Annotated in this window: 26 protein-coding genes; 22 read left to right on the plus strand and 4 right to left on the minus strand. The window is 64.6% G+C overall.

Annotated elements, in window-relative coordinates; all coding sequences use genetic code 11:
* Together B3098_RS18340 and B3098_RS18345 are read left to right on the plus strand one after the other, a co-directional pair.
* Nucleotides 1–1,268, plus strand: a 1,268-nt coding sequence (locus tag B3098_RS18340; protein ID WP_286898237.1) for a hypothetical protein, incomplete at its 5' end; no start/stop codon positions are given.
* On the plus strand, nucleotides 1,268–2,068 hold the full coding sequence (locus B3098_RS18345) for a DUF6708 domain-containing protein (RefSeq protein ID WP_286898240.1): 801 nt from the start codon (nucleotides 1,268–1,270) through the stop codon (nucleotides 2,066–2,068). The genes B3098_RS18340 and B3098_RS18345, both read left to right, overlap by 1 nt.
* Nucleotides 2,069–2,174: 106 nt before the next feature.
* Here B3098_RS18345 and queC read toward each other — a convergent pair whose 3' ends face one another.
* The gene (gene queC / locus B3098_RS18350; RefSeq protein WP_286898243.1) at nucleotides 2,175–2,894 is read right to left on the minus strand and encodes a 7-cyano-7-deazaguanine synthase QueC; all 720 of its coding nucleotides are present in this window, start codon (nucleotides 2,892–2,894) and stop codon (nucleotides 2,175–2,177) included.
* Nucleotides 2,895–3,061: 167 nt separating this feature from the next.
* Between queC and ppc the strand changes: the two genes are divergently transcribed.
* From ppc to B3098_RS18375, 5 genes are all read left to right on the plus strand, one after another.
* Nucleotides 3,062–5,911 carry a phosphoenolpyruvate carboxylase gene (gene ppc, locus B3098_RS18355; protein WP_286898246.1) on the plus strand — a complete coding sequence of 950 codons (2,850 nt, stop codon included), beginning with the start codon at nucleotides 3,062–3,064 and terminating at the stop codon, nucleotides 5,909–5,911.
* A 22-nt stretch (nucleotides 5,912–5,933) separates the two neighbouring features.
* On the plus strand, nucleotides 5,934–6,371 hold the full coding sequence (locus tag B3098_RS18360; RefSeq protein WP_279973733.1) for a VOC family protein: 438 nt from the start codon (nucleotides 5,934–5,936) through the stop codon (nucleotides 6,369–6,371).
* Between the two features lie 554 nt (nucleotides 6,372–6,925).
* Nucleotides 6,926–7,861 carry a 3-hydroxyacyl-CoA dehydrogenase family protein gene (locus tag B3098_RS18365; protein ID WP_279976128.1) on the plus strand — a complete coding sequence of 312 codons (936 nt, stop codon included), beginning with the start codon at nucleotides 6,926–6,928 and terminating at the stop codon, nucleotides 7,859–7,861.
* 171 nt (nucleotides 7,862–8,032) lie between these two features.
* On the plus strand, nucleotides 8,033–9,373 hold the full coding sequence (locus B3098_RS18370; protein ID WP_286898249.1) for a short-chain fatty acid transporter: 1,341 nt from the start codon (nucleotides 8,033–8,035) through the stop codon (nucleotides 9,371–9,373).
* A gap of 141 nt (nucleotides 9,374–9,514) precedes the next feature.
* On the plus strand, nucleotides 9,515–10,243 hold the full coding sequence (locus B3098_RS18375) for an SDR family NAD(P)-dependent oxidoreductase (RefSeq protein WP_056559783.1): 729 nt from the start codon (nucleotides 9,515–9,517) through the stop codon (nucleotides 10,241–10,243).
* Nucleotides 10,244–10,296: 53 nt separating this feature from the next.
* Here the strand turns inward: B3098_RS18375 and B3098_RS18380 are convergent, their stop codons facing one another.
* A complete protein-coding gene (locus B3098_RS18380; RefSeq protein ID WP_175122168.1) occupies nucleotides 10,297–11,079 on the minus strand; it encodes an IclR family transcriptional regulator in 783 nt (260 codons plus the stop codon).
* Between the two features lie 193 nt (nucleotides 11,080–11,272).
* Here B3098_RS18380 and B3098_RS18385 point away from each other — a divergent pair, with 193 nt between their 5' ends.
* From B3098_RS18385 to B3098_RS18410, 6 genes are read left to right on the plus strand one after another with little or no spacing between them, the layout of a single operon-like run.
* Entirely contained in the window at nucleotides 11,273–11,962 is a 690-nt protein-coding gene (locus tag B3098_RS18385) for a 3-oxoacid CoA-transferase subunit A (RefSeq protein WP_056559787.1), read from the plus strand.
* Nucleotides 11,959–12,603 carry a 3-oxoacid CoA-transferase subunit B gene (locus B3098_RS18390; RefSeq protein ID WP_175122167.1) on the plus strand — a complete coding sequence of 215 codons (645 nt, stop codon included), beginning with the start codon at nucleotides 11,959–11,961 and terminating at the stop codon, nucleotides 12,601–12,603. Before B3098_RS18385 ends, B3098_RS18390 begins: the two co-directional genes overlap by 4 nt.
* Before the next feature lie 60 nt (nucleotides 12,604–12,663).
* Nucleotides 12,664–12,939 carry a muconolactone Delta-isomerase gene (gene catC, locus B3098_RS18395; RefSeq protein WP_056559790.1) on the plus strand — a complete coding sequence of 92 codons (276 nt, stop codon included), beginning with the start codon at nucleotides 12,664–12,666 and terminating at the stop codon, nucleotides 12,937–12,939.
* Nucleotides 12,940–12,951: 12 nt separating this feature from the next.
* The gene (locus B3098_RS18400; protein ID WP_105240952.1) at nucleotides 12,952–13,248 is read left to right on the plus strand and encodes a YciI family protein; all 297 of its coding nucleotides are present in this window, start codon (nucleotides 12,952–12,954) and stop codon (nucleotides 13,246–13,248) included.
* Nucleotides 13,249–13,302: 54 nt separating this feature from the next.
* Complete coding sequence (gene pcaD / locus B3098_RS18405) at nucleotides 13,303–14,082, plus strand: 3-oxoadipate enol-lactonase (protein ID WP_175122166.1); 780 nt, start codon at nucleotides 13,303–13,305, stop codon at nucleotides 14,080–14,082.
* A gap of 5 nt (nucleotides 14,083–14,087) precedes the next feature.
* Nucleotides 14,088–15,128 (plus strand): cyclase family protein, encoded by a 1,041-nt coding sequence (locus tag B3098_RS18410; protein ID WP_286898257.1) that lies wholly within the window; start codon nucleotides 14,088–14,090, stop codon nucleotides 15,126–15,128.
* Nucleotides 15,129–15,273: 145 nt separating this feature from the next.
* Here B3098_RS18410 and B3098_RS18415 read toward each other — a convergent pair whose 3' ends face one another.
* Nucleotides 15,274–15,600: a PsiF family protein gene (locus tag B3098_RS18415; protein ID WP_175139528.1), complete on the minus strand. Its 327-nt coding sequence runs from the start codon at nucleotides 15,598–15,600 to the stop codon at nucleotides 15,274–15,276.
* Nucleotides 15,601–15,845: 245 nt separating this feature from the next.
* On the opposite strand from B3098_RS18415, the gene B3098_RS18420 reads away from it, so the two are divergent.
* Nucleotides 15,846–16,187 carry an FxLYD domain-containing protein gene (locus B3098_RS18420; protein WP_175122163.1) on the plus strand — a complete coding sequence of 114 codons (342 nt, stop codon included), beginning with the start codon at nucleotides 15,846–15,848 and terminating at the stop codon, nucleotides 16,185–16,187.
* A gap of 185 nt (nucleotides 16,188–16,372) precedes the next feature.
* Nucleotides 16,373–17,023 (plus strand): carbonic anhydrase, encoded by a 651-nt coding sequence (locus B3098_RS18425; protein ID WP_105241734.1) that lies wholly within the window; start codon nucleotides 16,373–16,375, stop codon nucleotides 17,021–17,023.
* Nucleotides 17,024–17,077: 54 nt separating this feature from the next.
* Here B3098_RS18425 and B3098_RS18430 read toward each other — a convergent pair whose 3' ends face one another.
* Nucleotides 17,078–17,755, minus strand: a complete 678-nt coding sequence (locus B3098_RS18430) for a GntR family transcriptional regulator (RefSeq protein ID WP_105240957.1) — start codon at nucleotides 17,753–17,755, stop codon at nucleotides 17,078–17,080.
* 206 nt (nucleotides 17,756–17,961) lie between these two features.
* Between B3098_RS18430 and B3098_RS18435 the strand changes: the two genes are divergently transcribed.
* The 7 genes from B3098_RS18435 (at nucleotide 17,962) to B3098_RS18465 (ending at nucleotide 24,266) form a co-directional block, all read left to right on the plus strand.
* Nucleotides 17,962–18,756 (plus strand): SDR family NAD(P)-dependent oxidoreductase, encoded by a 795-nt coding sequence (locus tag B3098_RS18435; protein ID WP_286898262.1) that lies wholly within the window; start codon nucleotides 17,962–17,964, stop codon nucleotides 18,754–18,756.
* 82 nt (nucleotides 18,757–18,838) lie between these two features.
* Nucleotides 18,839–20,053, plus strand: a complete 1,215-nt coding sequence (locus B3098_RS18440) for an ABC transporter substrate-binding protein (RefSeq protein ID WP_191578256.1) — start codon at nucleotides 18,839–18,841, stop codon at nucleotides 20,051–20,053.
* 67 nt (nucleotides 20,054–20,120) lie between these two features.
* On the plus strand, nucleotides 20,121–21,023 hold the full coding sequence (locus B3098_RS18445; protein ID WP_191578257.1) for a branched-chain amino acid ABC transporter permease: 903 nt from the start codon (nucleotides 20,121–20,123) through the stop codon (nucleotides 21,021–21,023).
* On the plus strand, nucleotides 21,020–22,021 hold the full coding sequence (locus B3098_RS18450) for a branched-chain amino acid ABC transporter permease (RefSeq protein ID WP_191578258.1): 1,002 nt from the start codon (nucleotides 21,020–21,022) through the stop codon (nucleotides 22,019–22,021). The genes B3098_RS18445 and B3098_RS18450 overlap by 4 nt, the downstream gene beginning before the upstream one ends.
* The gene (locus tag B3098_RS18455; RefSeq protein ID WP_191578259.1) at nucleotides 22,018–22,782 is read left to right on the plus strand and encodes an ABC transporter ATP-binding protein; all 765 of its coding nucleotides are present in this window, start codon (nucleotides 22,018–22,020) and stop codon (nucleotides 22,780–22,782) included. The genes B3098_RS18450 and B3098_RS18455 overlap by 4 nt, the downstream gene beginning before the upstream one ends.
* The gene (locus tag B3098_RS18460; protein ID WP_218342673.1) at nucleotides 22,775–23,494 is read left to right on the plus strand and encodes an ABC transporter ATP-binding protein; all 720 of its coding nucleotides are present in this window, start codon (nucleotides 22,775–22,777) and stop codon (nucleotides 23,492–23,494) included. The genes B3098_RS18455 and B3098_RS18460 overlap by 8 nt, the downstream gene beginning before the upstream one ends.
* Nucleotides 23,495–23,513: 19 nt before the next feature.
* Nucleotides 23,514–24,266 carry an SDR family NAD(P)-dependent oxidoreductase gene (locus B3098_RS18465; RefSeq protein ID WP_218342672.1) on the plus strand — a complete coding sequence of 251 codons (753 nt, stop codon included), beginning with the start codon at nucleotides 23,514–23,516 and terminating at the stop codon, nucleotides 24,264–24,266.

Here is a 24,266-nt window from a genome sequence, read left to right on the forward strand (position 1 = left end):
GTCAAGTTAATGCCGGCCTGAAAAATCTGGAACCCGCAGCGGCCGCGGTGCTAAATGGAATGCAGGTTGGCGCAGCGGGAGCTCGACGTGTCGCCGGCAGCACCTTTGCGAGCTTAAAGGGCCTGGCCGTCGGTAGCGTGGACGGCGGCTTATCTTTTATCGGGCTTCACTTTCTACGGGACAGTTTGAAAAGCGCGATTGCCGACCTGGATGCGAAGGTGGGAGCGCAGCATCCGGAGGCCGTCGCAGCGTTTTATAGCGTAGCTCTGGGCTTCATGGGAGCGAGTGTGGAAGCGGCCGGGCTGGCGATAAAGGTGCCGGCGGACGCTGCCAGGGGCTTTATGTTGCGATGGGGCGCGGAGAAAACTCCTGTGCTAACTCGTGTGGTGGGGTTGGGCTCGAAGATGGTGATGGTTGGTGGAGCCATTTCAGCTTTGGCGGGAATTGCGGATGCCGGTGCGAGTTTTAATGCGGCTATGCGCGTATCCAAAGCAGGTGATGTGGGTGCCGCCGGCACCTACATAGTTTCCGCCTTTTTATCACTGGCTGCGACAGCTCTGACTGCGGGGGGAGCAGCAGGCTTGCTCGCGCTGTTCGGCGCGTTGGGAGCGGGCATTGCTGTAGGCCTCCTCGCCTACGGGATACTACAAATAGCAAAGAGCCTCGAATCTGACGCATTGGAAAAGTGGGCGCGGCGATGCTACTTCGGCCAAACAAAAAGCAATGATCGCTGGCGCGATGCAAATGACATGGACGTCGCCATCGCCGCACTCAATGCCGCAGTGCTCGGTATGGATGTTGACCTCCGTTTCTCCGAAGAACGACGGGCTAGATCAAATGATGAGCTCTACGTTGAAGACATTGAGGTTCTCAAACACGGCGGCGCAACCGAGAATGTCAAACTGCTTGTTTACAGCGCAACCCTACCCGGCTTCGATGCCGAACGATCACGCTATCAATTTACGCTCACCACTGAGCGTTTTGGTTTAGCGCAAGACGGTAAGCGTATCCCTGTTCTGACTTCCCACGTCATGGCATCAGGGCAGTTTAACGACGGCAGGGACACCATCCAGGTTTCCGCCCTGAGTAGGCCGGATTACACGCTGGACGGGGAGACGAAACCAACGTCTTCTCGGCCAGTCCTCAGCGGCCGCTACTCGCTGGATCACCTCAACAAGATCAAATCGGCAACGTTGGTCGTGGCGTTCTGGCCGGATATGAGTGATAGCGCTGGCTTCGCCGCCATCGAAATCACGGAAGAGCTCTGATGGCAAGACCTCAGCTGATCCCCCCCTGCGTCGGCTGGCAACGCGATTTGCCTGCCCCCAATGACCCTCTCAGTGAACCTCCCTTGCTGCTCTGGAAGGCTCCGAATCATATGGACGAGACGTATGTTGAATTTGCTCGGAATACGTCGAGTATTCGCGGTGTTCCCTTCTTCCTTTCACTGCTTATCCCATGGTCCTTCCTTGAGCATTCAGACCTGGTCGCAAATACTATCCACGGGGTGGCATCGGCGAGGGTGGGCCTGCTTGGAGTCGGCATTCTTCTGCTTTTTGTAATGTCAATTGCCATCTGTGCCTGGACAGTGTGGGTTATCTATCGTGCCGAAGTCTCCCCGCCCCGCGATCTTCCGCTTCGATTCAATCGACTACGCCGCAAGGTATACGTCTATGACTTCCATTCTGTATGGTGGAATCCCTTCGAGCGCGCATACGTGACCACCGCCAGCTATGACTGGGACAATCTGCGCGCGGAGAAATGGAAAGTCCGAGGCGCGACGCCAGGCGGAGGTCTCATCATCAAGGAAGGCGTCTCCATCGCAGTTGTGGAACCCGGTACTAACAAAGTCGTAACACGCTTCCACTTAAATACTGACGCTGCTAACACCTCCAATTTCTGGGCCTACGTGTGCGCCTACATGCAGAACGGCATCGAAGGCCTCGACCCCGATCACGCCGAACCGCGTGATGCCAACGACGTCGCCCCGTACAACATCGCTTTGCGTCTAGCCCCAAGAGTTCAATGGCCTGCGGATATGGATCTGGAATCCCGAACCGCACCATGAAGGCGGGCGAGGCCGGAAATTCGATCCGTTTCCCCGAAGCGGCCGTTCGCCAGCCGACTGCTGCGGTTCCTGCGTCTGTTCCAGGCACCAGAAAATAACCGGCAGCTCACCCCTCAGCCGCCGAAGCCACCACCCACTTCTCCCACCCGATCTTCCTCAGCTTGCAAGCCGGGCACTCCCCGCACCCATAGCCCCAATCATGCCGAGCCCCCCGCTCCCCGAGATAACACGTATGGCTTTCCTCGACGATCGTCTCCACCAACGCATCCCCCCCCAGCGCATAAGCCAACCCCCAGGTCTCCGACTTATCGATCCACATCAACGGCGTCTCGATCGTCACCCGTGACCCGAGTCCCAACCCCAGCGCTACCTGCTGCGCCTTGATCGTGTCATCCCGGCAATCCGGATACCCGGAAAAATCCGTCTCGCACATTCCACCCACCAGCACGTCCAACTGACGCCGATACCCCAGCGCCGCCGCCAGCGTCAGGAACAGCAGATTGCGTCCCGGCACAAACGTATTCGGCAAACCATTCGCCTGCATCTCGATCGCCCGGTCGCTGGTCATCGCCGTATCGCCCACCTGACCGAGCACCTTCAGGTCCAGCAGATGGTCCTCGCCCAACCGCGCCGCCCAGTCCGGAAAATTGGCCCGGATCTCGCGCAGCACATTCAGCCGCGCCGACAGTTCGATGTGATGGCGCTGTCCGTAATCGAACGCCACCGTCTCCACGTGCGCATAGCGTTCCAGCGCCCAGGCGAGACAAGTGGTGGAATCCTGCCCGCCCGAAAACAGCACGAGCGCGCGACGTTGATGATTTTGCATAAAGGGGGCTTCTGGAATAACGAAGGGATACCCCGCACTTTAACCGAGCAAACCGCCTCCCCCGTAAGGAACGCTGCGTAAAATCGACCGATCATTTTCAAGGTTTGCCCGCAACGCCCGCTTCGACTCAATCCCCTTCCAACCGCCGTCAGACGGATCCCCGCACGATGAATGCCAAGCGCACGCAGTCCGATTCCGCAGAACCCTTGCGTCACGATATCCGGCTGTTGGGCCGGTTGTTAGGGGAGGTCATCGAAGAATGCGAAGGCAAGCGCGTCTTCGACACCATCGAGACCCTGCGCCGCACCGCCGTCAAATTCCGCCGCGAAGGCGACGACGCCGACAGCAAACTGCTCGAACAACGCGTCAAGCGCCTGCAAGGTAGCGACCCCAACTCCGTCGCCCGCGCCTTCAGCTACTTTCTGCATCTGGCCAACATCGCCGAAGACCGCGACCAGAACCGCCGCCAGCGCGCCCGCGCGCTCACCGACGGCACGCCCGCCCGCGGCAGCCTGCGCGAAGCCATTCAGATCCTTGGCGGACAAGGCGTCAGCGTTGCGCGCATCCGCCGCCTGCTGGCCGAGGCCTGCGTCATGCCCGTCCTCACTGCGCACCCCACCGAAGTCCAGCGCAAAAGCACCCTCGACGTCCACCGCGAAATCTCCACCGCCCTCGCCCAACGCGAAGCCCAGTTGACCCCCGACGAGCTCGCCGAACTCGACACCGCCCTGCTCGGCCGCGTCGCCACCCTGTGGCAGACCCGCATGTTGCGCTACACGCGCCTGACCGTCGCCGACGAAATCGAGAACGCGCTCTCCTACTACCGCAGCACCTTCCTGCAGGTCATCCCGCGCCTCTACGGCGACCTCTCCAAGCTGCTCAACCGCGAATCCGCCAAGCCCTTCGCCGCACCGCCCCCGCCGCTGGAACCCTTCCTGCGCATGGGCAGCTGGATCGGCGGCGACCGCGACGGCAATCCGAACGTCGACGCCACCACGCTCGAGCGCGCCCTGCTGCGCCAGGCCACCGTCCTCTTCGAACACTACCTCCAGGAAGTCCACGCCCTCGGCGCCGAACTCTCCATCACCACCCTGCTCATCGCCGCCGACCCCGAACTGCTCGCGCTCGCCGAGCGTAGCGGCGACGACTCCCCGCACCGCCGCGACGAACCCTACCGGCGCGCCCTCGTCGGCATCTACGCCCGCCTGGCCAACACCGCGCTGCGGCTCACCGGCCAGAACCTCGCCCGCCGCAGCACCGTCGCCGCCCCCGCCTACGACGCGCCCCAAGAGCTTGCCGCCGACCTCGCCATCATCGCCGCGTCACTCGGCGCCCATCACGGCGCCCCGCTGGCCAAGCTGCGCCTGTCCGGCCTGCAGCAGGCCCTCGAGGTCTTCGGCTTTCACCTCGCCACCGTCGACCTGCGCCAAAGCTCCGACGTCCACGAAGCCGCGCTCGCCGAACTCTTCTCGCGCGCCGGCGTCACCCACAACGGCAAACCCCTCGATTACCTCGCGCTGTCCGAAGAAGAACGCGTCGACCTCCTGCGCACTGAACTCGCGCAGGCACGCCCCCTGGCCTCCCCCTGGATCGCCTACTCCGAAGACACCACCCGTGAACTCGCCGTCCTGCGCGCCGCCGCCGCCGGCCGCGCCCGCTACGGCAAACAGGCCGTGCGCCAGACCATCGTCTCGCACACCGAAACCCTCAGCGACCTGCTCGAAGTCATGGTCCTGCAGAAAGAGGCCGGCCTCATCGCCCCCGCCGGGCAAGACATCCCCCCCGAAGACGGCCTCATGGTCGTCCCCCTCTTCGAAACCATCCCCGACTTGCAGCGCGGCGCCGACATCATGGCCGCCTGGCTCGACCTGCCCGAGATCCGCCAGCGCGTAAAACTTGCGCAAAACGGCGCCCAGGAAGTCATGCTGGGTTACTCCGACAGCAACAAGGACGGCGGCTTCCTCACGTCCAACTGGTCGCTCTACCAGGCCGAACGCGCACTCGTCGACGTCTTCTCCGCCCGCAACGTCCGCCTGCGCCTCTTTCACGGCCGCGGCGGCTCCGTCGGACGCGGCGGCGGCTCCAGCTTCGACGCCATCCTGGCCCAGCCCCCTGGCACCGTCGCCGGCCAGATCCGCCTGACCGAACAGGGCGAAGTCATCCAGAGCAAATACAAGGACGCCGAAGTCGGCCGCTGGCACCTTGAACTCCTCATCGCCGCCACCCTCGAATCCAGCCTGGCCCCCCGCGCCGAAGCTACCAGCGCCGAAGACGCCCACATGGCCCACCACGGCCCCGCCATGTCCTTCATGTCCGACACCGCGCAAAGCACTTACCGCGGCCTCGTCTACGACACCCCCGGCTTCGCCGACTACTTCTTCGTCGCCACCCCCATCAGCGAAATCGCCGGCCTGAACATCGGCTCCCGCCCCGCCTCCCGCAAGAAAGGCCAGCGCATCGAAGACCTGCGCGCCATCCCGTGGGGCTTCTCCTGGGCCCAATGCCGCCTCATGCTCACCGGTTGGTACGGCATGGGCTCCGCCATCGAGGCCTATCTCGAAACCGGCGCCCCCGACGCCCCCCGCTCGCGCCGCGGCCGCCTTGCACAACTGCGCGAAATGGCCCGCGACTGGCCCGCCTTCCGCACCTTGCTCTCCAACATGGAAATGGTCCTGGCCAAATCCGATCTGGCGATCGCCGCCCGCTACGCCCAACTCGTCCCCCAACGCGCCCTGCGCGAACGCATCTTCGGCGCCATCAGCGCCGAACACGGCCGCACGCTCGCCATGCTCAAACTGCTGACGCAACGCGAACTGCTGGCCGACAACCCCACGCTGCAGATCGCCCTGCGCGAACGCTTCGCTTATATCGACCCGCTGAATTACCTGCAGGTTGACCTCATCCGGCGACATCGCGCGGTGCAGAAAAATCCCAACGCAGAGGTCGACAAGCGCGTGCAACGCGCGATCCACCTGACGATCAACGGGATCGCTGCGGGGCTGCGGAATTCGGGATAGGCGGCAGGCCAAGGAGCAAAAAATGTTCTCGCACATCTTCGTCGGCATCACCGACTTCGACCGCGCTCTGAGCTTTTACGACGCCCTGTTCGAGATTCTGGGCGTCGAAGCTCGCTTCTGCGAACGAGACCGGCCATGGGCGGGTTGGCAAAGCGCCGGCCAGCAACGCCCCTACTTCGCCATCAGCAGGCCGCACAACGGCCAGCCCCATGAACCGGGCAACGGTCAGATGGTCGCCTTCATGGCCAACACCAGAGAGGCGGTACGCCAGGCGCATGCACGCGCGCTGAAGAACGGCGGCACCTGCGAGGGCCCGCCAAGCCTGCGGCCCGAGTATCACGCGCATTACTACGGTGCTTACTTCCGCGACCCCGACGGCAACAAACTATGCGTGGTCTGCCATCGCGCGGACGACGACGAAAGCCTGCCGCAGGCTGAGCCAGCCCCCCACCACCCATAGAAAGACTTAAGCCGCGCTTCGCAGCCACATGCGCTGATTCATCCCCCGCAAGCGCGAAGCGTCATCACACCGACGCAAGACACCGCGTAAGCCCCGCCAGGCCGCCCGCGCGACCGTCGCGGGGCGGGCATCGCAAGATGCTTCAAACCCGCACGACACAGGCAAGAACCTCAAGAACCCCACCCTCCCCAACGCCCGCCAAGCTGAAACCGCCGGAGCCCCGCGCGCCCCAGGCCGACGACGTGCCGGGCGTCAAAAGAACCCCGCCCACCGCAAGCCAGCAGCCCGCAGCCCGCAGCCCGCAGCCCGCGAAACACTCAGGCGCACCCACCGTCCACCCACCGAACACCGCGAATCCCCCATTTGTCCACCCCCAGCAACTTTTAGTACTATCCTCCACAGAAATTCTATACACGCACAAATGTTCGTATATAGAACAAAAAGATTTTTCTGGCCAAGCCGCGCACAGAAAGGCACCCCGGACGAGACAGCATCACCCCTGGTCCCCGCGTGTCCGCCTGCAAGCAGCAGCCGCAAGCACCAAGCGAGCCATCATGGACACTCCCCTCAAGAATCTCGCCGTCATCGGCGCAGGCGCCATGGGCAGCGGCATTGCCGCGCTGTTCGCCTCGAAGGGACTCGACGTCGTGTTGATTGACCCCGTCGAAGGCGCACTCGAGCGCGCGTTGAAGACCATCGAACGCCAGCTAAACGTCTACGCCCCCGGCGAAGTCCAGCAAGCCATCCAGCGCATCCGCCTCGAACCAGGCCTCGAAGCCGCCGCCGCCAGCGACCTCGTCATCGAAGCCGTCCCCGAAAACCTCGATCTCAAGCGCGGCATCTTCGCCAAGCTCGACACCCTGTGCCCCGCGCACACCCTCTTCGCCACCAACACCTCCGGCTTGTCGATTAACGCCATCGCCAGCGCCGTCCAGCGCCGCGACCGCTTTGTCGGCACCCACTTCTTCACCCCCGCCGACGTCATCCCCCTCGTCGAAGTCGTCCGCAACGACGACACCTCCGAAGACACCGTCGCCAAAGTCATGGCCACCCTGCGCTTCGGCGGCAAGCGCCCCGTTCTTGTGCGTCAAGACATCCCCGGCTTCATCGCCAACCGCATCCAGCACGCCCTCGCCCGCGAAGCCATCTCCCTGTTGGAGAAAGGCGTCGCCAGCGCAGAGGATATTGACGAAGTCGTCAAATGGAGCCTGGGCATCCGCCTCGCCCTGTCCGGCCCCCTCGAACAGCGCGACATGAACGGCATTGACGTTCACTACGCCATCGCCAGCTACCTGTACAAAGATCTCGAAAACCGCACCGAACCCTCCGACCTGCTCAAAAGCAAAGTCGACAGCGGCCACATCGGCGCCAAAAGCGGCCAGGGCTTCTACACCTGGAGCCCCGAACGCCGCGAGCGCGTCCTGCGCGAGAAAAGCGCCGCCCTCGGCGAACTGGCCACCTGGTTGAACGGCAAAGCCAGCGGCTCCTGAGTCCGTTCTCAAGCATCCACAAAAAGGCGCGGCGGCCATGACCGACCGCGCCATCGGGCCACGAGCCCACCCACACAAAGAAAAGCAATCGTCCGGCACGCCCGCATCGTCACCCGATGACCCGCGCCGCCGGACATCAGAGAACCGCCTTACGGAGTTGTTAGAGGCACCATGAATAAATTGGCTTCATTCTTTACCGAGCTGATGCGCAAGTATCTGCCCGATCCCTTTGTCTTTGCGATCGCGCTCACCTTGCTCACCGTGCTGCTGGCCATAGGCATCGAAGGCCAGGGCATCGGCGACATCACCCGCGCCTGGGGCAAAGGCTTCTGGAGCCTCTTGGCCTTCACCACCCAGATGGCCGTCATCCTGGCAATGGGCTACGTGCTGGCCACCGCACCGCTCACCGACCGCCTGCTCAACCGCATCGTCAGCCACGTCCACAAGCCGCACACCGCCATCATCGCCGCCACCCTCGTCGGCGGCGTCGGCAGCTACCTGAACTGGGGCTTTGGTCTTGTCATCGGCGGCATCGTCGCCAAAAAACTGGCATTGAAGGTCAAGGGTGTTCACTACCCCCTGATCATCGCCGCGGCCTACAGCGGCTTCACCATGTACGGTCTGGGCCTGTCCGCCAGCATCCCCGTCCTCGTCGCCACGCCCGGCCATCCCACCGCCGCGCAGATGGGCACGATTCCCCTGTCGGAAACCATCTTCTCCGTGCCCATGCTGCTCACCAGCCTGGTCATCATCATCACCCTGCCGCTGCTCAACGCCTGGCTGCACCCCAAGAAGGGTGAGGCCATCCTCGAAGTCGACCCCAACATCGACCGCGACGCCAACGCGTCCAACGCCGCCGAAGACATGCTCGAGAAGGGCACCATCGCCTCGAAGCTCAACAACAGCCGCCTGCTCAGCCTGCTGATCGGCGCGCTCGGCGTGGCCTACGTCGTCTTTCACTTCATGGACGGCGGCTCGCTCGACCTGAACCTCATCAACTTCATCATCCTGTTCCTGGGCATCATCCTGCTCGGCACGCCCGCCGCCTACGTCGCCAAGCTGACCGAAGGCATCAAGACCATCTCCGGGATCATCCTGCAGTACCCGTTCTATGCCGGCATCATGGCCATCATGGCCGCCTCGGGTCTGGTCACCACGATCTCCGCGGTCTTCGTCGACGTCGCCACGCCCGAAACGCTGCCGTTCTGGGGTTTGATCAGCTCGTTCGTCATCAACTTCTTCGCGCCGTCCGCCGGCGGCCACTGGGTCATCCAGGGTCCGTTCATGATCGACGCCGCCAAGGAAATCGGCAGCGCGCTCAACCAAACGACCATGGCCGTCATGCTGGGCAACGCCTGGAACGATCTGGTGCAGCCCTTCTGGATCCTGCCGGCGCTGGCCCTGTCCAAGCTCAAGCTGCGCGACGTGATGGGCTATACCGTCATCATGATGCTGTGGGTCGGCGTGATCCACATCACCGCCGTCCTCGCCTGGGGCTACCTGACGCATTGAGCCCCCCCGTACGCGCTAGCGCGCGCCCCCCAGGGGGCGACACCTGCAGACCGGCGGAGCCGGATCTGGCGGTGTCCCCGATCTGGGGCGGGACGAGGGCTATTGTCAGAGCTGTGTTTTTTGAAACGAACGGGAATTGATATGACCAAACCCACCGCATATCTCGTCACCGGCGGCAGCGCCGGGATCGGCGCCGCCATCATCCGCATGCTGCTCGATGCCGGCCACAAGGTCGTCAACATCGACTACAAGCTGCCCGAGAATCCGCCGGCGGGTCTGGTCTCGTATCAGGCCGATCTGACCGATGAAGCGCGCACGCAGGAAGTCGCGCGCGAAGTCACCAGCGCGTTCAACATCGTCGGTCTCGTCAACAACGCCGGCGCCACACGGCCCGGCACGGCCGACACCGCCACGCTGGCGGACTTGGACTACGTCGTCAATCTGCACCTGCGCACCGCGCTCATTCTGGTGCAGGCCGCGCTGCCCGCCATGCGCGAAGCCGGCTTCGGCCGCATCGTCAACATGTCGTCGCGCGCCGCGCTGGGCAAGCCGGATCGCGTGGTCTATTCGGCCACCAAGGCCGGGCTTGTGGGCCTGACGCGCACGCTGGCCATGGAACTGGGCGGCGACGGCATCACCGTCAACGCCATCGGCCCGGGCCCCATCGCCACCGACCTCTTCACCAAGAGCAATCCGGCCGGCGCCCCGCAAACCGAGCGCATCATCAACAGCATCGTCGTCAAGCGCCTGGGCACGCCCGAAGACGTCGCGCGCGCCGCGATGTTCTTTCTGTCGCCCGACAACGGGTTTGTCACCGGCCAGATGCTGTATGTCTGCGGCGGCACGACGCTCGGCGTCGCGCCCATCTGAGCGCGGCCGCCATGTCCGTCCGGACCAATCCCTCTGCCGCCCGCAGGCTTGGCCTAGCGGCGCAGCAGCGCGTGGTTGATCTGGTCGGCGGCGCGGCGCAGCGGCGGCAAAAACGCTTCCAGCATCGCCTCGCGCGAAAACCGGTTGGCGTGACCGCTGACGTTCATCGCGGCGATCACGCGGCCGCTGCGGTCGATGATGGGCACGGCCACGGATTGCAGGCCGGGTTCCAGCTCCTGCGCCACGCAGGCATAGCCGTCGGCACGCACGCCGGCCAGCACGCGCTTCAGTTCGGCGACGTCGGTGACGGTTTCCGCTGTGTAGGTCTGGATCTGGCTCATCGCCAGCACCCGGTCCAGCTCGGCTTCCGGCAGGCCCGCCAGCAGCACGCGGCCCATCGACGTTACCCATGCCGGCAAGCGGCTGCCCACGGCCAGATTGATCGTCATCACCTTATGCGTCGACAGGCGCAGGATGTACACGATGTCGGCGCCTTCCAGCACCGACACGGAGCAGGACTCGCGCGTCAGCTCGGCCACTTCTTCCATGTAGGGCAGCGCCAGGTTCCACAGCGGCGTGCCCGACAGATACGCGTAGCCCAGTTCCAGGATGCGCGGGGTCAGCGAGAACTTGCGGTCGTCGGCCGTGACGTAGCCCAGGTGTTCCAGCGTCAGCAGGATTCGGCGCGCGCCGGCGCGGGTCAACCCCGTCACCGCGGCCACCTCGGACAGCGTCATCTGCGAACGGTCGGGGCCGAAGGCCCGGATCACCGACAGGCCGCGCGCGAAGGACTGCACGTAACTGTCGCTGGGTTGCTGGGGGTCTTGCTCGGCCATCCGTCTGGTTCCACGAGTAAAAGGCCCGCCGCGGCGAGCCTGCGTTGCCCCTTGCGGGCGACTCCGAACGATGGAGAGTGCGGCGTGCGGGCTTGCCTTGACGCCTTCGCATTCCCCATGAAACGATGTTCTTCAGAAGAACGAAAGTTCGAAAGAAGAACAAATTATGACACGCCACCTATGAGCGAACATCATGATCTCTAAGACTGTTGCAAGCGCTGCCGCCGCCCTGGCGGACGTCCCCGATGGCGCCACCGTCATGATCGGCGGCTTCGGCACCGCCGGGCAGCCCATGGAACTGATCGACGCCCTGCTTGAACAGGGCGCCAAGGACCTGGTCATCATCAACAACAACGCCGGCAACGGCACCACGGGGCTCGCCGCCCTCTTGGGCGCCAACCGCGTGCGCAAGATCATCTGCTCGTTCCCGCGCCAGGCGGACTCGCAGATCTTTGACGGCCTGTACCGCAGCGGCAAGCTGGAACTGGAACTGGTGCCCCAAGGCAATCTGGCCGAGCGCATCCGCGCCGCCGGCGCCGGCATCGGGGCGTTCTTCACGCCCACCGGCTACGGCACCCCGCTGGCCGATGGCAAGGAAACCCGCGAGATCAACGGCCGCCAGTACGTGCTGGAGTATCCGCTGCACGCCGACTACGCGCTGATCAAGGCCGAGCGCGGCGACCGCTGGGGCAACCTGGTCTACCGCAAGACCGCCCGCAACTTCGGTCCCATCATGGCCAGCGCCGCGCGCGTGGCCGTGGCCCAGGTCCGCGAGATCGTCGAACTGGGCGAGCTCGACCCCGAAACCGTCGTCACCCCCGGCATCTTCGTCAAGCGCGTCGTGCAGATCGCAGGCCAGCAGGCCGCCAAGGAGCAGCAATGAGCACCAAACTGACCCGCGACCAGATCGCCGCCCGCGTCGCGCAGGACATTCCTGAAGGCGCCTACGTCAACCTGGGCATCGGCCTGCCCACGCTCGTCGCCAACCACCTGCCCGCCGGCCGCGAAGTCATCCTGCACACCGAAAACGGCATGCTGGGCATGGGCCCCGCGCCTGCCAAAGGCGAGGAAGACTACGACCTCATCAACGCCGGCAAGCAGCCCGTCACCGAACTGCCCGGCTGCTCGTTCTTCCATCACGCCGATTCGTTCGCGATGATGCGAGGCGGCCATCTGGACATTTGCGTGCTGGGCGCCTTCCAGGTCTCGCAGCATGGCGACCTGGCCAACTGGCACACCGGCGCGCCCGACGCCATCCCCGCCGTCGGCGGCGCGATGGACCTGGCGATCGGAGCCAAGGACGTCTTCGTGATGATGGAACTGCAGACCCGCGAAGGCCAGAGCAAGCTGGTCGAGGCCTGCACGTATCCGCTGACCGGCGTGCGCTGCGTGTCGCGCGTGTACACGGATGTTGCGGTGTTCGACATCAACAAGGATGGCGTGACCGTCACCGACATCTTTGGCGACATGACCGCCGATGAGCTGCTGCGCCTGACCGGCCTGCCGCTTAAATTTTCGAACTGAATTCCCTTAATTGCCGCTACACCGCCCCGCGCGCCGGGGCGGCATCATGGAGAGTCCATCATGTTGTTCATGGTTCAAATGCAGGTCAATCTGCCCGTCGACATGCCCGCCGAACGCGCGGACAAACTGAAGGCTGACGAAAAGGCCCTGGCGCAGCAGCTGCAGCGCGACGGCAAGTGGAAGAGCCTGTGGCGCGTCGTCGGCCGCTACGCCAACGTCAGCATCTTCGACGTCGAAAACAACGACGAGCTGCACACGCTGCTGTCGTCGCTGCCGCTTTTCCCGTACATGGATATCGAAGTCACCGCGCTCGCGCGCCATCCCTCGGCGATCTGACAGGAGCCTCGCATGCCCTACATCATCGAAACCTTCGACAAGCCCAATCACCAGGAAATGCGCCAGCAGCACCGCGCCAAGCACCTGGAATACCTGGACGCCAACAAGCAGCTGCTGCTGGCGTGCGGCGCCAAGCTGCAGGATGACGGCAAGGATGCGGGCGGCGGGCTGTACATCGTCGACGTCGACACGCGCGAAGCCGCGCAGCAGTTCATCGACGCCGATCCGTTTGCGCAGGCCGACCTGTTCGACCGCGTAACCATCACCCGCTGGCGCAAAGCCTACGTCGACGGCGTCTGCCACCTGTAATACCCGCGCGGCCGCCTGCTTGCGCGGCCGCCGCCTCCCCCAAAGGAATTCCACATGGCTTACGCCGATCTCAGCCAGGCACGGCTGTTCTACGTCATCGATGGCCCCGCCGACGCGCCGGTGCTCGTGCTCTCCAATTCGCTGGGCACCAACGCCGACATGTGGGCCCGCCAGATCCCTGAACTGACCCGCCACTTCCGCGTGCTGCGCTACGACACCCGCGGCCACGGCAAGTCGTCGGTCCCCGAAGGCGAATACAGCTTCGAGCAGCTGGGCAACGACGTCGCCGAACTGCTGGCCCACCTGGATATCAAGCGCGCACACTTCTGCGGCCTGTCGATGGGCGGCCCGACCGGCCTGTGGCTGGCGCTGGCGCGCCCCGAACTCGTCGGCAAGCTGGTCCTGTGCAACACCGCCGCGCGCATCGGCTCGGCCGAAGGCTGGAGCACGCGCATCGCCGCCGTGGCCGAGCAGACGCTTGAAAAGATGGCACCCACGCTGGTCGAACGCTGGCTGACCGACGGCTATCGCGCCGCCGAGCCGGGCCTGACGCAGGTGCTGATCGACATGCTGCGCCGCACGCCGGACGCCGGCTACTCGGGCAACTGCGCCGCGCTGCGCGACGCCGACTTCCGCGAGCAGGTGTCGTCCATCACCGCCCCCACGCTGGTCATCAGCAGCACGCACGACCTGGCCGCCACGCCCGCGCAAGGCCAGGAACTCGCGGCTGCCATTCCCGGCGCGCGCTACGTGGAATTGAACACCTCCCACATCTCGAACTGGGAGCAACCGGAAGCCTTCACCCGCGCGGTCGTCGACTTCCTGACGGAGTAAGCCGCATGCAACGCTGGAAGCATCGGCCCGAAGGCTCCAACTGGGGCGACTTCGGGCCCGACGACCAACTCGGCCGCCTGAATCTCATCACCGAAGAACAGGTCCTGAAGGGCGCACGCGAGATCCGCGCCGGCAAGACCTTCTGCCTGTCCCTGCCGCTGGACCTGCCCGGCGGCAACGTGCTCAACCCGCGGCGCCACCCGCCGCAATTGAGCCCCACGAAGCTCAAGGACACCCCGTACCTGAACTTCCCGTTGAAAAACGTCAACCCTGAAGCGCTCGACGTGTTGAGCGACGACCAGGTGCTGCTGTCCATGCAGTACTCGACGCAGTGGGACGCGCTGGCGCACGTGGGCGCATTGTTCGATGCCGATGGCGACGGCACACCCGAGCTGCGCTACTACAACGGCTTTCAGGCGGGCGTGGACGTTGTGGGCCCCAACGATGGCGATCACACCGGCTGCGGTTGCAACAGCGGCGGCCCGTCTGCCGCGCTGAAGCTGGGCGTTGAAAACCTGGCGCAGAAAGGCATGCAGGGCCGCGGCGTGCTGGTCGACCTGTTCCGCCATTACGGCCCGGGCCGCACGCTGATCGGCCACGCCGAATTGATGCACGTGCTGGCAACGGATGGCATCACGATTGAGCGCGGCGACATGCTGGTGCTGCGCACCGGCTACGCCGAAGCCGTGGTCGCGATGAACGGCACGCCCGACCCCGAGGTGCTGCACACCTACGGCGCCGCGCTGGACGGCACCGACGACGCGCTGCTGCAATGGATCACCGATAGCGGCATCGCCGCCATCTGCGCCGACAACTACGCGGTCGAGGCCTACCCCGCCCGCGAAAAGTCCGGCGCGCGCCCGATGCTGCCGCTGCATCATCACTGCCTGTTCAAGCTGGGGCTGCCGCTGGCGGAGCTTTGGTATTTGAAGGACCTGGCGGAGTTCCTGTTTGCCAATGGCCGCCACCACTTCATGCTGACTGCGCCGCCGCTGCGCCTGCCGCATGCAATCGGATCGCCGGTCACGCCGATTGCGACGGCGTGAGGCGCGGAGCGCCGGTGTCTGGCACCCGTACAAGACGGCCTTGAAGCTGCACCTGAGCATCTTGGGTGTCTGACACCCAACAGCATCGGTCAGCGGTCCAAAAAAAAACGCCAGACATCGTCTGGCGTTTTTACTTGCCGGTTGTTCACCCCTTCAAGCACGTGCTCATGAACGTCTTGCGCGCGTCGCCGGCCAGTTTCTGTTCCGCGGCCTTCGCGTTGCAGTCCTTCATCTTCTGCTGCTGCGGCGTCAGTTGCTTGGCCGGCTCCTCGCCCTTCAGGCAACTGCTCATGAACGTCTTGCGGTCGTCGCCCTTCTTGCCTTCGGCGGCCTTGTTGCAGTCCGACATGCGCTGCTGCTGCGGCGTGGGCGTCTTGGCGGTTGAGGGAGCGGCGGGGGTCTGCGCCTGCGCGCCGGCAAAACATGCGGACAACAGGATGGCCGAAGCCAGCTGGCTGGTACGGGAAAGCATGAGTTCCTCCCTTGAGCGCCCCTCGCGCAGTGGCACGCGCGACGCGGGCGGCACGGTCCGCCGGCCAAGGCGCCGGCTTGGCAATCATCGAACAAAGCCCCAGCATTGGCAACATCCGCCGCAACCTGTTACCCATTCATCCTTCTGGCCCGTTGTCTCTCGTGGCAGAAAGGAGTGAGATACGCCTGATCCCCGCCGAGATGCCGTACTACCGTCGCCGCTGCGGGCCGTATCAGGAGACAACCATGAAAAAACTCGTCCTTGCCGCGCTCGTCGTGCTGGCCGGCCTGTCCGGCGCCGCTGCCGCGCAAAGCCTTGCCTACGGCATCACCCTGGGCAACGTCCAGGCCGTGCGCGACAGCACCCGCAACGTCTCCACCATTACCGGCTTTCTCGCCAACCAGTCGGAGCGCAACGTCAACAGCGTCCTGCTGACTTACGTCCTGTACGACGCGCAGAACCGCGAGATCGGCAGGGTCAGCGAAGATGTCGTGGGCCCGTTCGCGCCCGGCCAGATTAAAGTGGTCAAGGCGATCACGCCGCTGGAATTCGCCCGGGTGAACGCGCTGGACGTCGCTGCGCGCTAGGCCAGTCCACCGTTCGGCCCGCCGCCAAAAACCCTTATGCGATCAGGGTTTAGACAGGTGGCTATCAGGCCAGTTATGGGAAAATCGCGTCTGCCGACTCGATAACAGGGGCTTCCAAACGAAGCCCCTTATTGCGTATGCCGGCGCGCCAGCAAGCCTGGCCTCGATACTAGGAAGTGAAGATCATGTTTCCCAAAAGACTCTCCGAAGGCTATCAATCTTTCCTGGACGGCCGCTTCCAGACTGAAAGCAGCCGCTATCAAAAGCTGGCCGAGATCGGCCAAAGCCCGGAAATCCTGATCATCGGATGCTGCGACTCGCGCGTGTCGCCCGAAGCGATCTTCGACGCCGGCCCCGGCGAGATGTTCGTCGTGCGCAACGTGGCGAACCTTGTGCCGCCCTGTGACCCGGACTCGGAATCGTCGTACCACGGCACCAGCGCCGCGATCGAGTTCGCGGTCAACGGCCTGAACGTCAAGCACATCGTCGTGCTGGGCCACGCCTCCTGCGGCGGCATCCGCTTCTTCTTCGACGACGCCACGCCGCTCAGCAAGAGCGATTTCATCGGCAAGTGGATGTCGCAGATCGAGCCCGTGGCCAAGGGCATGTCGCCGGATACCGGCGACCGCCAGGCCAACCTGAAGCGCCTGGAGCTGGCCACTGTCGCGCACAGCCTGAACAACCTGATGACGTTCCCGTCCATCCGCCGCCGCGTCGAAAAGGGCGAACTGGAACTGCACGGCGCGTACTTCGGCGTGGCCACCGGCGTCCTGTTCCTGCGCGATCCGGACACCGGGGAGTTCAAGCCCTGCCTGGAGACGGGTATTACGGAATAAGGCGCGTGGGCCAGCGGCCCGCGCCAGCTGCCTGCGCCAGGCGCTCCGGATCGTTCAGACCCGGTACGCCTGGGCAAGCCTTTCGTAGTTGTTTTTCAGGATGATGCCGGCGTAGTACACATGCTCGCGCATCAGGTCCTCGGCCCGCGCCCCATCGCGGGCGATGATGGCGCTCACGATCCGATGGTGGTCATCGTGCGAGCGCAGGATGATCCCATGGTCTTCCCACAGGATGATCCGATCCGACGCGTAGGGAATCGCCTGCGCCTGCGTCGCGAACCTCCTGACCCAAGGATTGCCCGCCGCCTCCAGAATGCCGTTGTGCAAGGTGATGTTGACCTGCTGATACGGCAAGTGGTCTTCGGGCAACAGTTCGCCCTTGGCAAGAATCCGGTCGCCCTCGTCCAGGCAGTTCTTCAGCACCGCCACCGCATCGTTTGACAGCCCGCGCTGCGCCGCCTGCCGGCACGCCAGACCTTCCAGGGCGGCCCGCACCTCATACGCCGCCACGATCTCCCCGATGTCGTATGCCCGCACCGTATAGCCGCGCTTGGGCAAGTGTTCGAGCAGGCCTTCGTTGCCCAGCGTGGCGAGCGCCGCGCGCACCGGCGTGCGCGACACCCCCAGCTTTTCGGCTAGCGGGATTTCTTCCAGTCGCGCGCCGGGGCTGAATTTGCCGTGCAGCACCCAGTCCCGAAGCGTGTCCGTGACGTGTTGAGATAGCGTATCCATGGCCGAATTGTATACATGAAGAATACATACGGCGACTCGTCTCGGTCCCGCATCCGGGATTCCCTTAGTACCTCTGCTGTAAATCAAACGACGTTCAGGGTAAGCACCTATACCTGCGGCACGGCCATGTATACATAATCGCAAAAAATCAGACAGGCGGCCGGCCTCATACCCAGGCTGAACGGCACGCCACGGAAGGAGACAGCATGACCAATGTATCCAAGCCAGCCACCGCTGGCCCGGCGCCCCGACTCGCGCTTGTCACCGGCGGCGGCGGCGGCATCGGCGCAACGATCTGCCGCGAACTGGCGCAGGCCGGCCTTCGCGTGGTGGTGTCGGACGTGGACGCCGGACGCGCGCGGCGCGTTGCCGATGAACTGGGCGCACCGCATGCCGCTCACGCCTTCGACGTCAGCGACGAAGCGGCCGTCGAAGGCGCGTTCGAGCAGATCGAACGCCAGCACGGGCCCATCGCAGTGCTGGTCAGCGCCGCCGGATTGCTGCTGTTCCAGGAAAACGGTGAGCGCCCCCTCATCAAGGACACGTCGCTCGACATCTGGGAACGCAGTTTTGCCGTGAACGCGCGCGGCGTGTTCCTTTGCGGCCGCGCATACCTTCGACGTCGCGAGGCTGCGCCTCTGGCGCATGGCCGGATCGTCACCTTCACGTCGGTCGCAGCGCAGCTTGGCGGCTACCGCTCAAGCGCCTCTTACATTGCCGCCAAATCCGCCGTCCTCGGCCTGACCAAGGCGATGGCCCGGGAAGCCGCCCACCTTGGCATCACGGCCAACGGCATCGCGCCGGGCCTGATCGACACCGACATGCTGCGCAGCACCGTCACGAGCAGCGGTGCGCTTGCCGCGGCTGCCCAGGCCATTCCGTTGGGCCGCATCGGCACGGCGGAGGAAGTGGCCGCCGCCGTGCGGTTCCTGGTATCGGAAGACGCGGGCTATATCACCGGCAGCGTCATCGACGTGAACGGCGGATATCGCATGCAGTAAGGGTTACGGGCGGCATGGCCGTCAGCGCAGCAAGAGCGTCATCCACCAAAGACGCGCACTTAAAAAGAACGGGAGACAAAGCATGAACCAACGTAGTCGCTATGCGGCCGCTGCCGCGCTGTGCGTCCTGGCCTTGTCGGCCACCGCGCAGGCGCAGCAGGAACCGGGGATCACGGACAAGACCATCAAGATCGGCGTTTTTGCGCCGCTGTCGGGCAGCGGCATGGCCTACGGTTTTGACGTGCTCAATGCCGCCAAGATGTGGTACGCCAAGGTCAACAAGGAAGGCGGCGTGAACGGTCGTCAGATCGAGCTGGTCATCGAAGACGACCGCTGCAACGCCAACGATCTTGTCGCCGCCGTAAAGAAGCTGAACGAGCAGGACAAGGTCTTCCTTCTGAACGGCGGATCGTGCTCGGCAGCTGTCGTCGCATCGCGCGAATACATCGAGCGCGAGAAGGTGCCGCTGGTCATGCTGAACGCCTCCGGCGACGGCGCGCTTTACCCGCCGTCCAAGTACATCTACGGCGCCTTCTCGATCTCGCAGCACGCCGTTGGCGGGTCAATGGTGCAGTTCGCATCGGAACACTTGAAGGCCAAGAAGATCGGCTACATCAATCACGACGACGCGTACGGCGGCTGGAACCTGGAAGCCGCGAAGGCTCAGGCAAAGCAGCTTGGCGATCCGGCGCTGCAGGTGCAGTCGGTCAATCCCAACATCACGGACGTGACCGCGCCCATGCTGAAGATCCGCGCGGGCAATCCGGACGTCCTGCTGCTGACCACCTATGCGCGTCCCGCCGCCCTCATCATCAAGAAGGCGCACGAACTGGGCTGGAACAAACCGATCGTGCTGGCGGTCAACGGCACGGCGGACCTCAAGCAGCTCGTGGAGAACGTGGGCAACAAGGACGCCTTCAAGAACGTCTACATCCAGGACGTTTTGGCCGACTTGCCTGGCGGCCCGAAGCTGACCTGGGTGTACGACATGTACAAGCAGTCCTATCCCGACCTGGCGGCCAAGCCCGGGCATCCGCAGTCCTACATGCCCTACGGCATTCCACCCGCCATGGCGGTGGTGAACGCGCTGAAGGCCGCCGGCCCCCAGCCCACGCGTGAGAAGGTGCTGCAGGCGCTGGAAACCATGAAGTTCGACTCCGGCGTCATGGCGGGCCCCATCGAGTTCGGCCCCGGCGACCGCGCCGCGCAGGAAGCCGCCATCTACATCAAGTTCGACGGCACGAACATGACCCTCGTGCCGGGCGCCTTCAAGAGCACCTGGCAGTACCAGAAGTAAACCCGCGGTCCGTCACGGGCCACGCCCGCGCGATGGCGCAGCATCGCGCGGGCCGCCGGAGAACATCATGAGCTTTGCCGATACCTGGTTGTTCCTGCAGCAGGGGGTGCTGTCGGGACTGGTGACGGGCAGCGTGTATGCGTTGCTGGCCGTTGCCGTCGTCATTATCTTCAAGACCACCGATGTACCGAATTTCGCCCAGGGCGAGATCTTCATGGTGGGCGGTTATATCGCGCTGTTCCTCATCCTGGTGATGGGATGGCCCTACCTGGCGGTCATTCCGGTCACGCTGGTCGGGGTGGCCGTCCTGTCGGGACTGTTCCAGCGCGTGGTCATGGAACGCGTCATCGCGTCCAAGGGCGTGGGGGTGCAGATGGTCATCGCCACGCTCGGCCTCGCGTACGCCCTGAAGGGACTCGTGCGAACCTCGGGGTTGGGCGATACCCCGCGATCCCTGCCGCCGCTCGCATCGACCGATGCCGTCATCATCGGCGACGCCGTGCTGACCCGGCTGGACCTGCTGATCTTCGCCGTCGCGGTCACCGTCATGCTGCTGCTCTTTGGCATGTTCACCTACACACGCGTCGGCCGGGCCATGCGGGCCGTGGGCATGAACCCCAAGGCGGCGCGGCTGACGGGCGTAAACCTGACACGCATCCGCATGATGGTGTGGGCGCTGTCTGGCCTGATCTCAGCCGTCGCCGCGCTGCTCATCACACCAAAGATCCTCATCACGCCCGACATAGGCCACATCGCCATCCTGGCCTATGCCGCCGCCATCGTGGGCGGCATCACCAGCCTGCCAGGCGCGGTGGTTGGCGGATTCGTGATCGGCATCGCCGAGAACCTGGTGGGGCTGTTCATTTCGACCAACGCCATCGTGGTGGCGCCGTTCGTGGCGATCATGGTCGTGCTGCTGTTGCGCCCGCAAGGGTTGCTGGGCGGCAAACTGCAGGTGAAAAAAGTATGAGCAACAAGATCGATCGAATCCTGCTGGCGCTCATGGCTGTCGTGCTGATGGCGCTGCCGTTCATGGCTAGCGGCTATGTCATTTACGTCGTCAATCTGCTGATGGTGTTCGTGGTGCTGGCGCTGGGCCTGCATCTGGTCATCGGCGAAACCGGGCAGTTTGCGTTGTCGCACGCGGCCTTCTACGGCGTCGGCATCTACACGGCCGGCCTCATCAACAATCTGTGGCATCCGCCCTTCTTCGTCTCCATCATCGCGGGCGGACTGCTGGCCGCCGCGTTGGGCTACCTGATTGGCGCACTTGCGCTGCGCATGCGCGACATCTATCTGGCCCTGTCCACGTTCGCGTTTGGTGAAGCGATGCAGTGGGTGTTCCTGAACTGGCAATCGGTCACCAACGGGTCGAACGGATTCCGCATCTCTCCCGCCACGCTGTTCGGCTACGAACTGGTATCGGACGTCAAGGCCTACCCCTTCGTCGTGGTGATCGCCGCGCTGCTGCTGTGGGCCACCGTCGCCTTGTCGCGTTCGCAGCTGGGATCCGCGTTCCGCGCCGTGCGCGAAAGCGACATAGCGGCGCAGGCGATGGGCGTGAACGTCAACGCCATCAAGCGCACCGCGTTCACGCTGTCGGCCGCCTACGCCGGCATCGCCGGCGGCATGTACACGCTGTTTGCGTCGTTCATCCATCCCGAAAGCCTGGGGTTTCAAACGACCATTCTGATCCTGACCATGGTCGTGGTCGGCGGGATTGGTTCCGTGCGCGGCGCCATCGCCGGGGCTTTGGCCTTCGGGCTGATTTCGGAGCTGCTGCGCCAGGCGCTGTCCTTCCAGGAAATCATCTACGGCTTCATCCTGATGGGCTTCATGATGTTCGCGCCCAAGGGCCTGTTCGCCGGTCGCGCGGCCCGTCGCGCGCCGCCGCCGGCAGCGCCCTTGCCCGCGGCTTCGCGGGCGGCCGCCACCGCGTCCAAGTCCCCTCAAAGGAGCGCAGCATGAGCACCCATCCCTACCTGGACGTGCAGGGCCTGACGGTGAAGTTTGGCGGGCTGACCGCCATCAACGGGCTATCCATGCAGGTGGAACGCGGCCACATCCACGCGCTGATCGGACCCAACGGCGCCGGCAAGTCGACGACTTTCAACTGCGTATCGCGCTATTACCGCCCCACGAGCGGCAGCATCACGTTCAACGGCGCCGACATCACCGGCAAGAAGCCGCACGAGATGGCGGCGCTGGGCGTGGCGCGCACCTTCCAGAACCTGGAACTCTTTGGCGCCCTCAGCGTGCGCGAGAACGCACTGCTAGGCACATACGCGCACGGCGCGAACAGCGTGGGCAAGCTGCTGCGGCCCGCCGCGGCCGAGGCGCGGGAGCGCGTGGAACATCTGCTGGAGCGCGTCGGCTTGGCCGACTTCCTGGATACGCCTGCGTGCAGCCTGGACTTCGGCCGCCAGAAGATGCTGGAACTGGCACGCGCGCTGGCGATTTCGCCGCAGCTGCTGTTGCTGGACGAACCCGCCGCGGGGCTGCGCAATCGGGAAATCGAAACGCTGGACCGGCTGTTGACCGAACTGTGCGAACGCGACGGCATCACGGTGCTGCTGGTGGAACACGTGATGCAACTGGTGATGTCGATATCGGATCGCATCACCGTCATGTCGTTTGGCGAGAAGATCGCCGAGGGTACACCCGGGGAGGTACGCAGCAATCCCCGCGTCATCGAAGCCTATCTGGGCAAGGGAGCAGCCGGTGGCTGAGATTCTGCTGGAAGTCGATGCGGTGTCGGCCGCCTACGGCAACATCCGCGCACTGCAGGACGTATCGCTGAAAGTCCCGCAAGGCGCCATCGTGGCGCTGCTAGGCGCCAATGGTGCGGGCAAGTCCACGACGTTGAACGTGATCTCGCGCCTGGTCTCGCCCACGGCGGGCGCCGTGCGATTCGCGGGCGAACCCATCCATCGCCTGTCCGCCGACGCGGTCGTGGGCCGCGGCATCGTGCAGGTGCCGGAGGGGCGCGAGATATTCCGCGAGATGAGCGTGCGCGAGAACCTGGAAATGGGCGCCTACCTGCGCCGCGACCGCGCCGTGGTCCGGCAGGACATGGACATGGTGTGCGACACCTTTCCGCGCCTGCGCGAACGCTTCGAGCAAAAGGCCGCCACGCTCTCCGGCGGCGAGCAGCAGATGCTCGCGACCGGCCGGGCCATGATGGCGCGGCCTCGCATGATCCTGATGGACGAGCCGTCCATGGGGCTGTCGCCCCTGGTGGTCGAACAGATCTTCGACATCATCCTGCGGCTGAACCGCGAACAGGGCATCACGATTCTGCTGGTGGAACAGAACGTGAAGCTGGCGTTATCGGTGTCCAGCCACGCGTACATCCTGGAAAACGGCGAGATCGCACTCGACGGGGAATCTGCCGCGCTCGCGAGCGACGAAGGCGTGCAGCGCGCCTATCTGGGCGCCTAGGCGCAACAAGGAAAGAGCGATGATCTCGATGCAAGACAAGCGCGTCCTCGTGACGGGCGCCGGGCGCGGCCTGGGCGCCGCCATTGCGCAGGGCTTCGCGCGCCAAGGCGCGCACGTGATCGTGACCGACGTGGACGCGGCGCTGGCCACCGCCTCGGCGCAAGCCATCATCGCGGCCGGCGGCCATGCCGCGCATGCGGCGCTGGACGTGACCGACGCGGCGGCCGTTCGCGCCTTTGCCGCCGACTGCGCGGCCCGCCACGGACCGCTGGACGTCCTGGTCAACAACGCCGGCATCTCGGCGCGCGCGCCGTTCGACGATCCGCATACGCCCGAGATCTGGGAGCGCGTGATGCAAGTGAACCTGCAAGGCACGTTCAACGTCACGCATGCCTTTGTCGAGCAGCTCAAGGCCACGCGCGGCGCGATCGTCAACCTGTGTTCCATCGTGGCCTACGGCTGCGGTATTTCAACGGCAGGCTACGTCGTATCCAAGGGCGGCGTGCGCTCGTTCACGGAAGTGCTGGCCCGCGATCTCGCCCCCCACGGCGTGCGGGTGAACGCCGTGGCGCCGGGGCTGATGGAAACCGAAATGACCGCCGGGCAGCGCGCCCAGGCAAACGGCACCGACTGGTACATGGGACGTGCACCCATGGCGCGCGCGGGGCGCGCGGATGAGATCGTCGGCCCCATCCTCTTTCTGGCCTCGGACCTGGCCAGCTATGTCAATGGCGTGGTGCTGCCGGTGGACGGCGGCTATCTGGCCGTTTAA

Source organism: Achromobacter sp. UBA2119 (genome assembly GCF_002331005.1).
In the GTDB taxonomy this organism is placed as follows: Bacteria; Pseudomonadota; Gammaproteobacteria; order Burkholderiales; family Burkholderiaceae_B; genus Achromobacter; species Achromobacter animicus.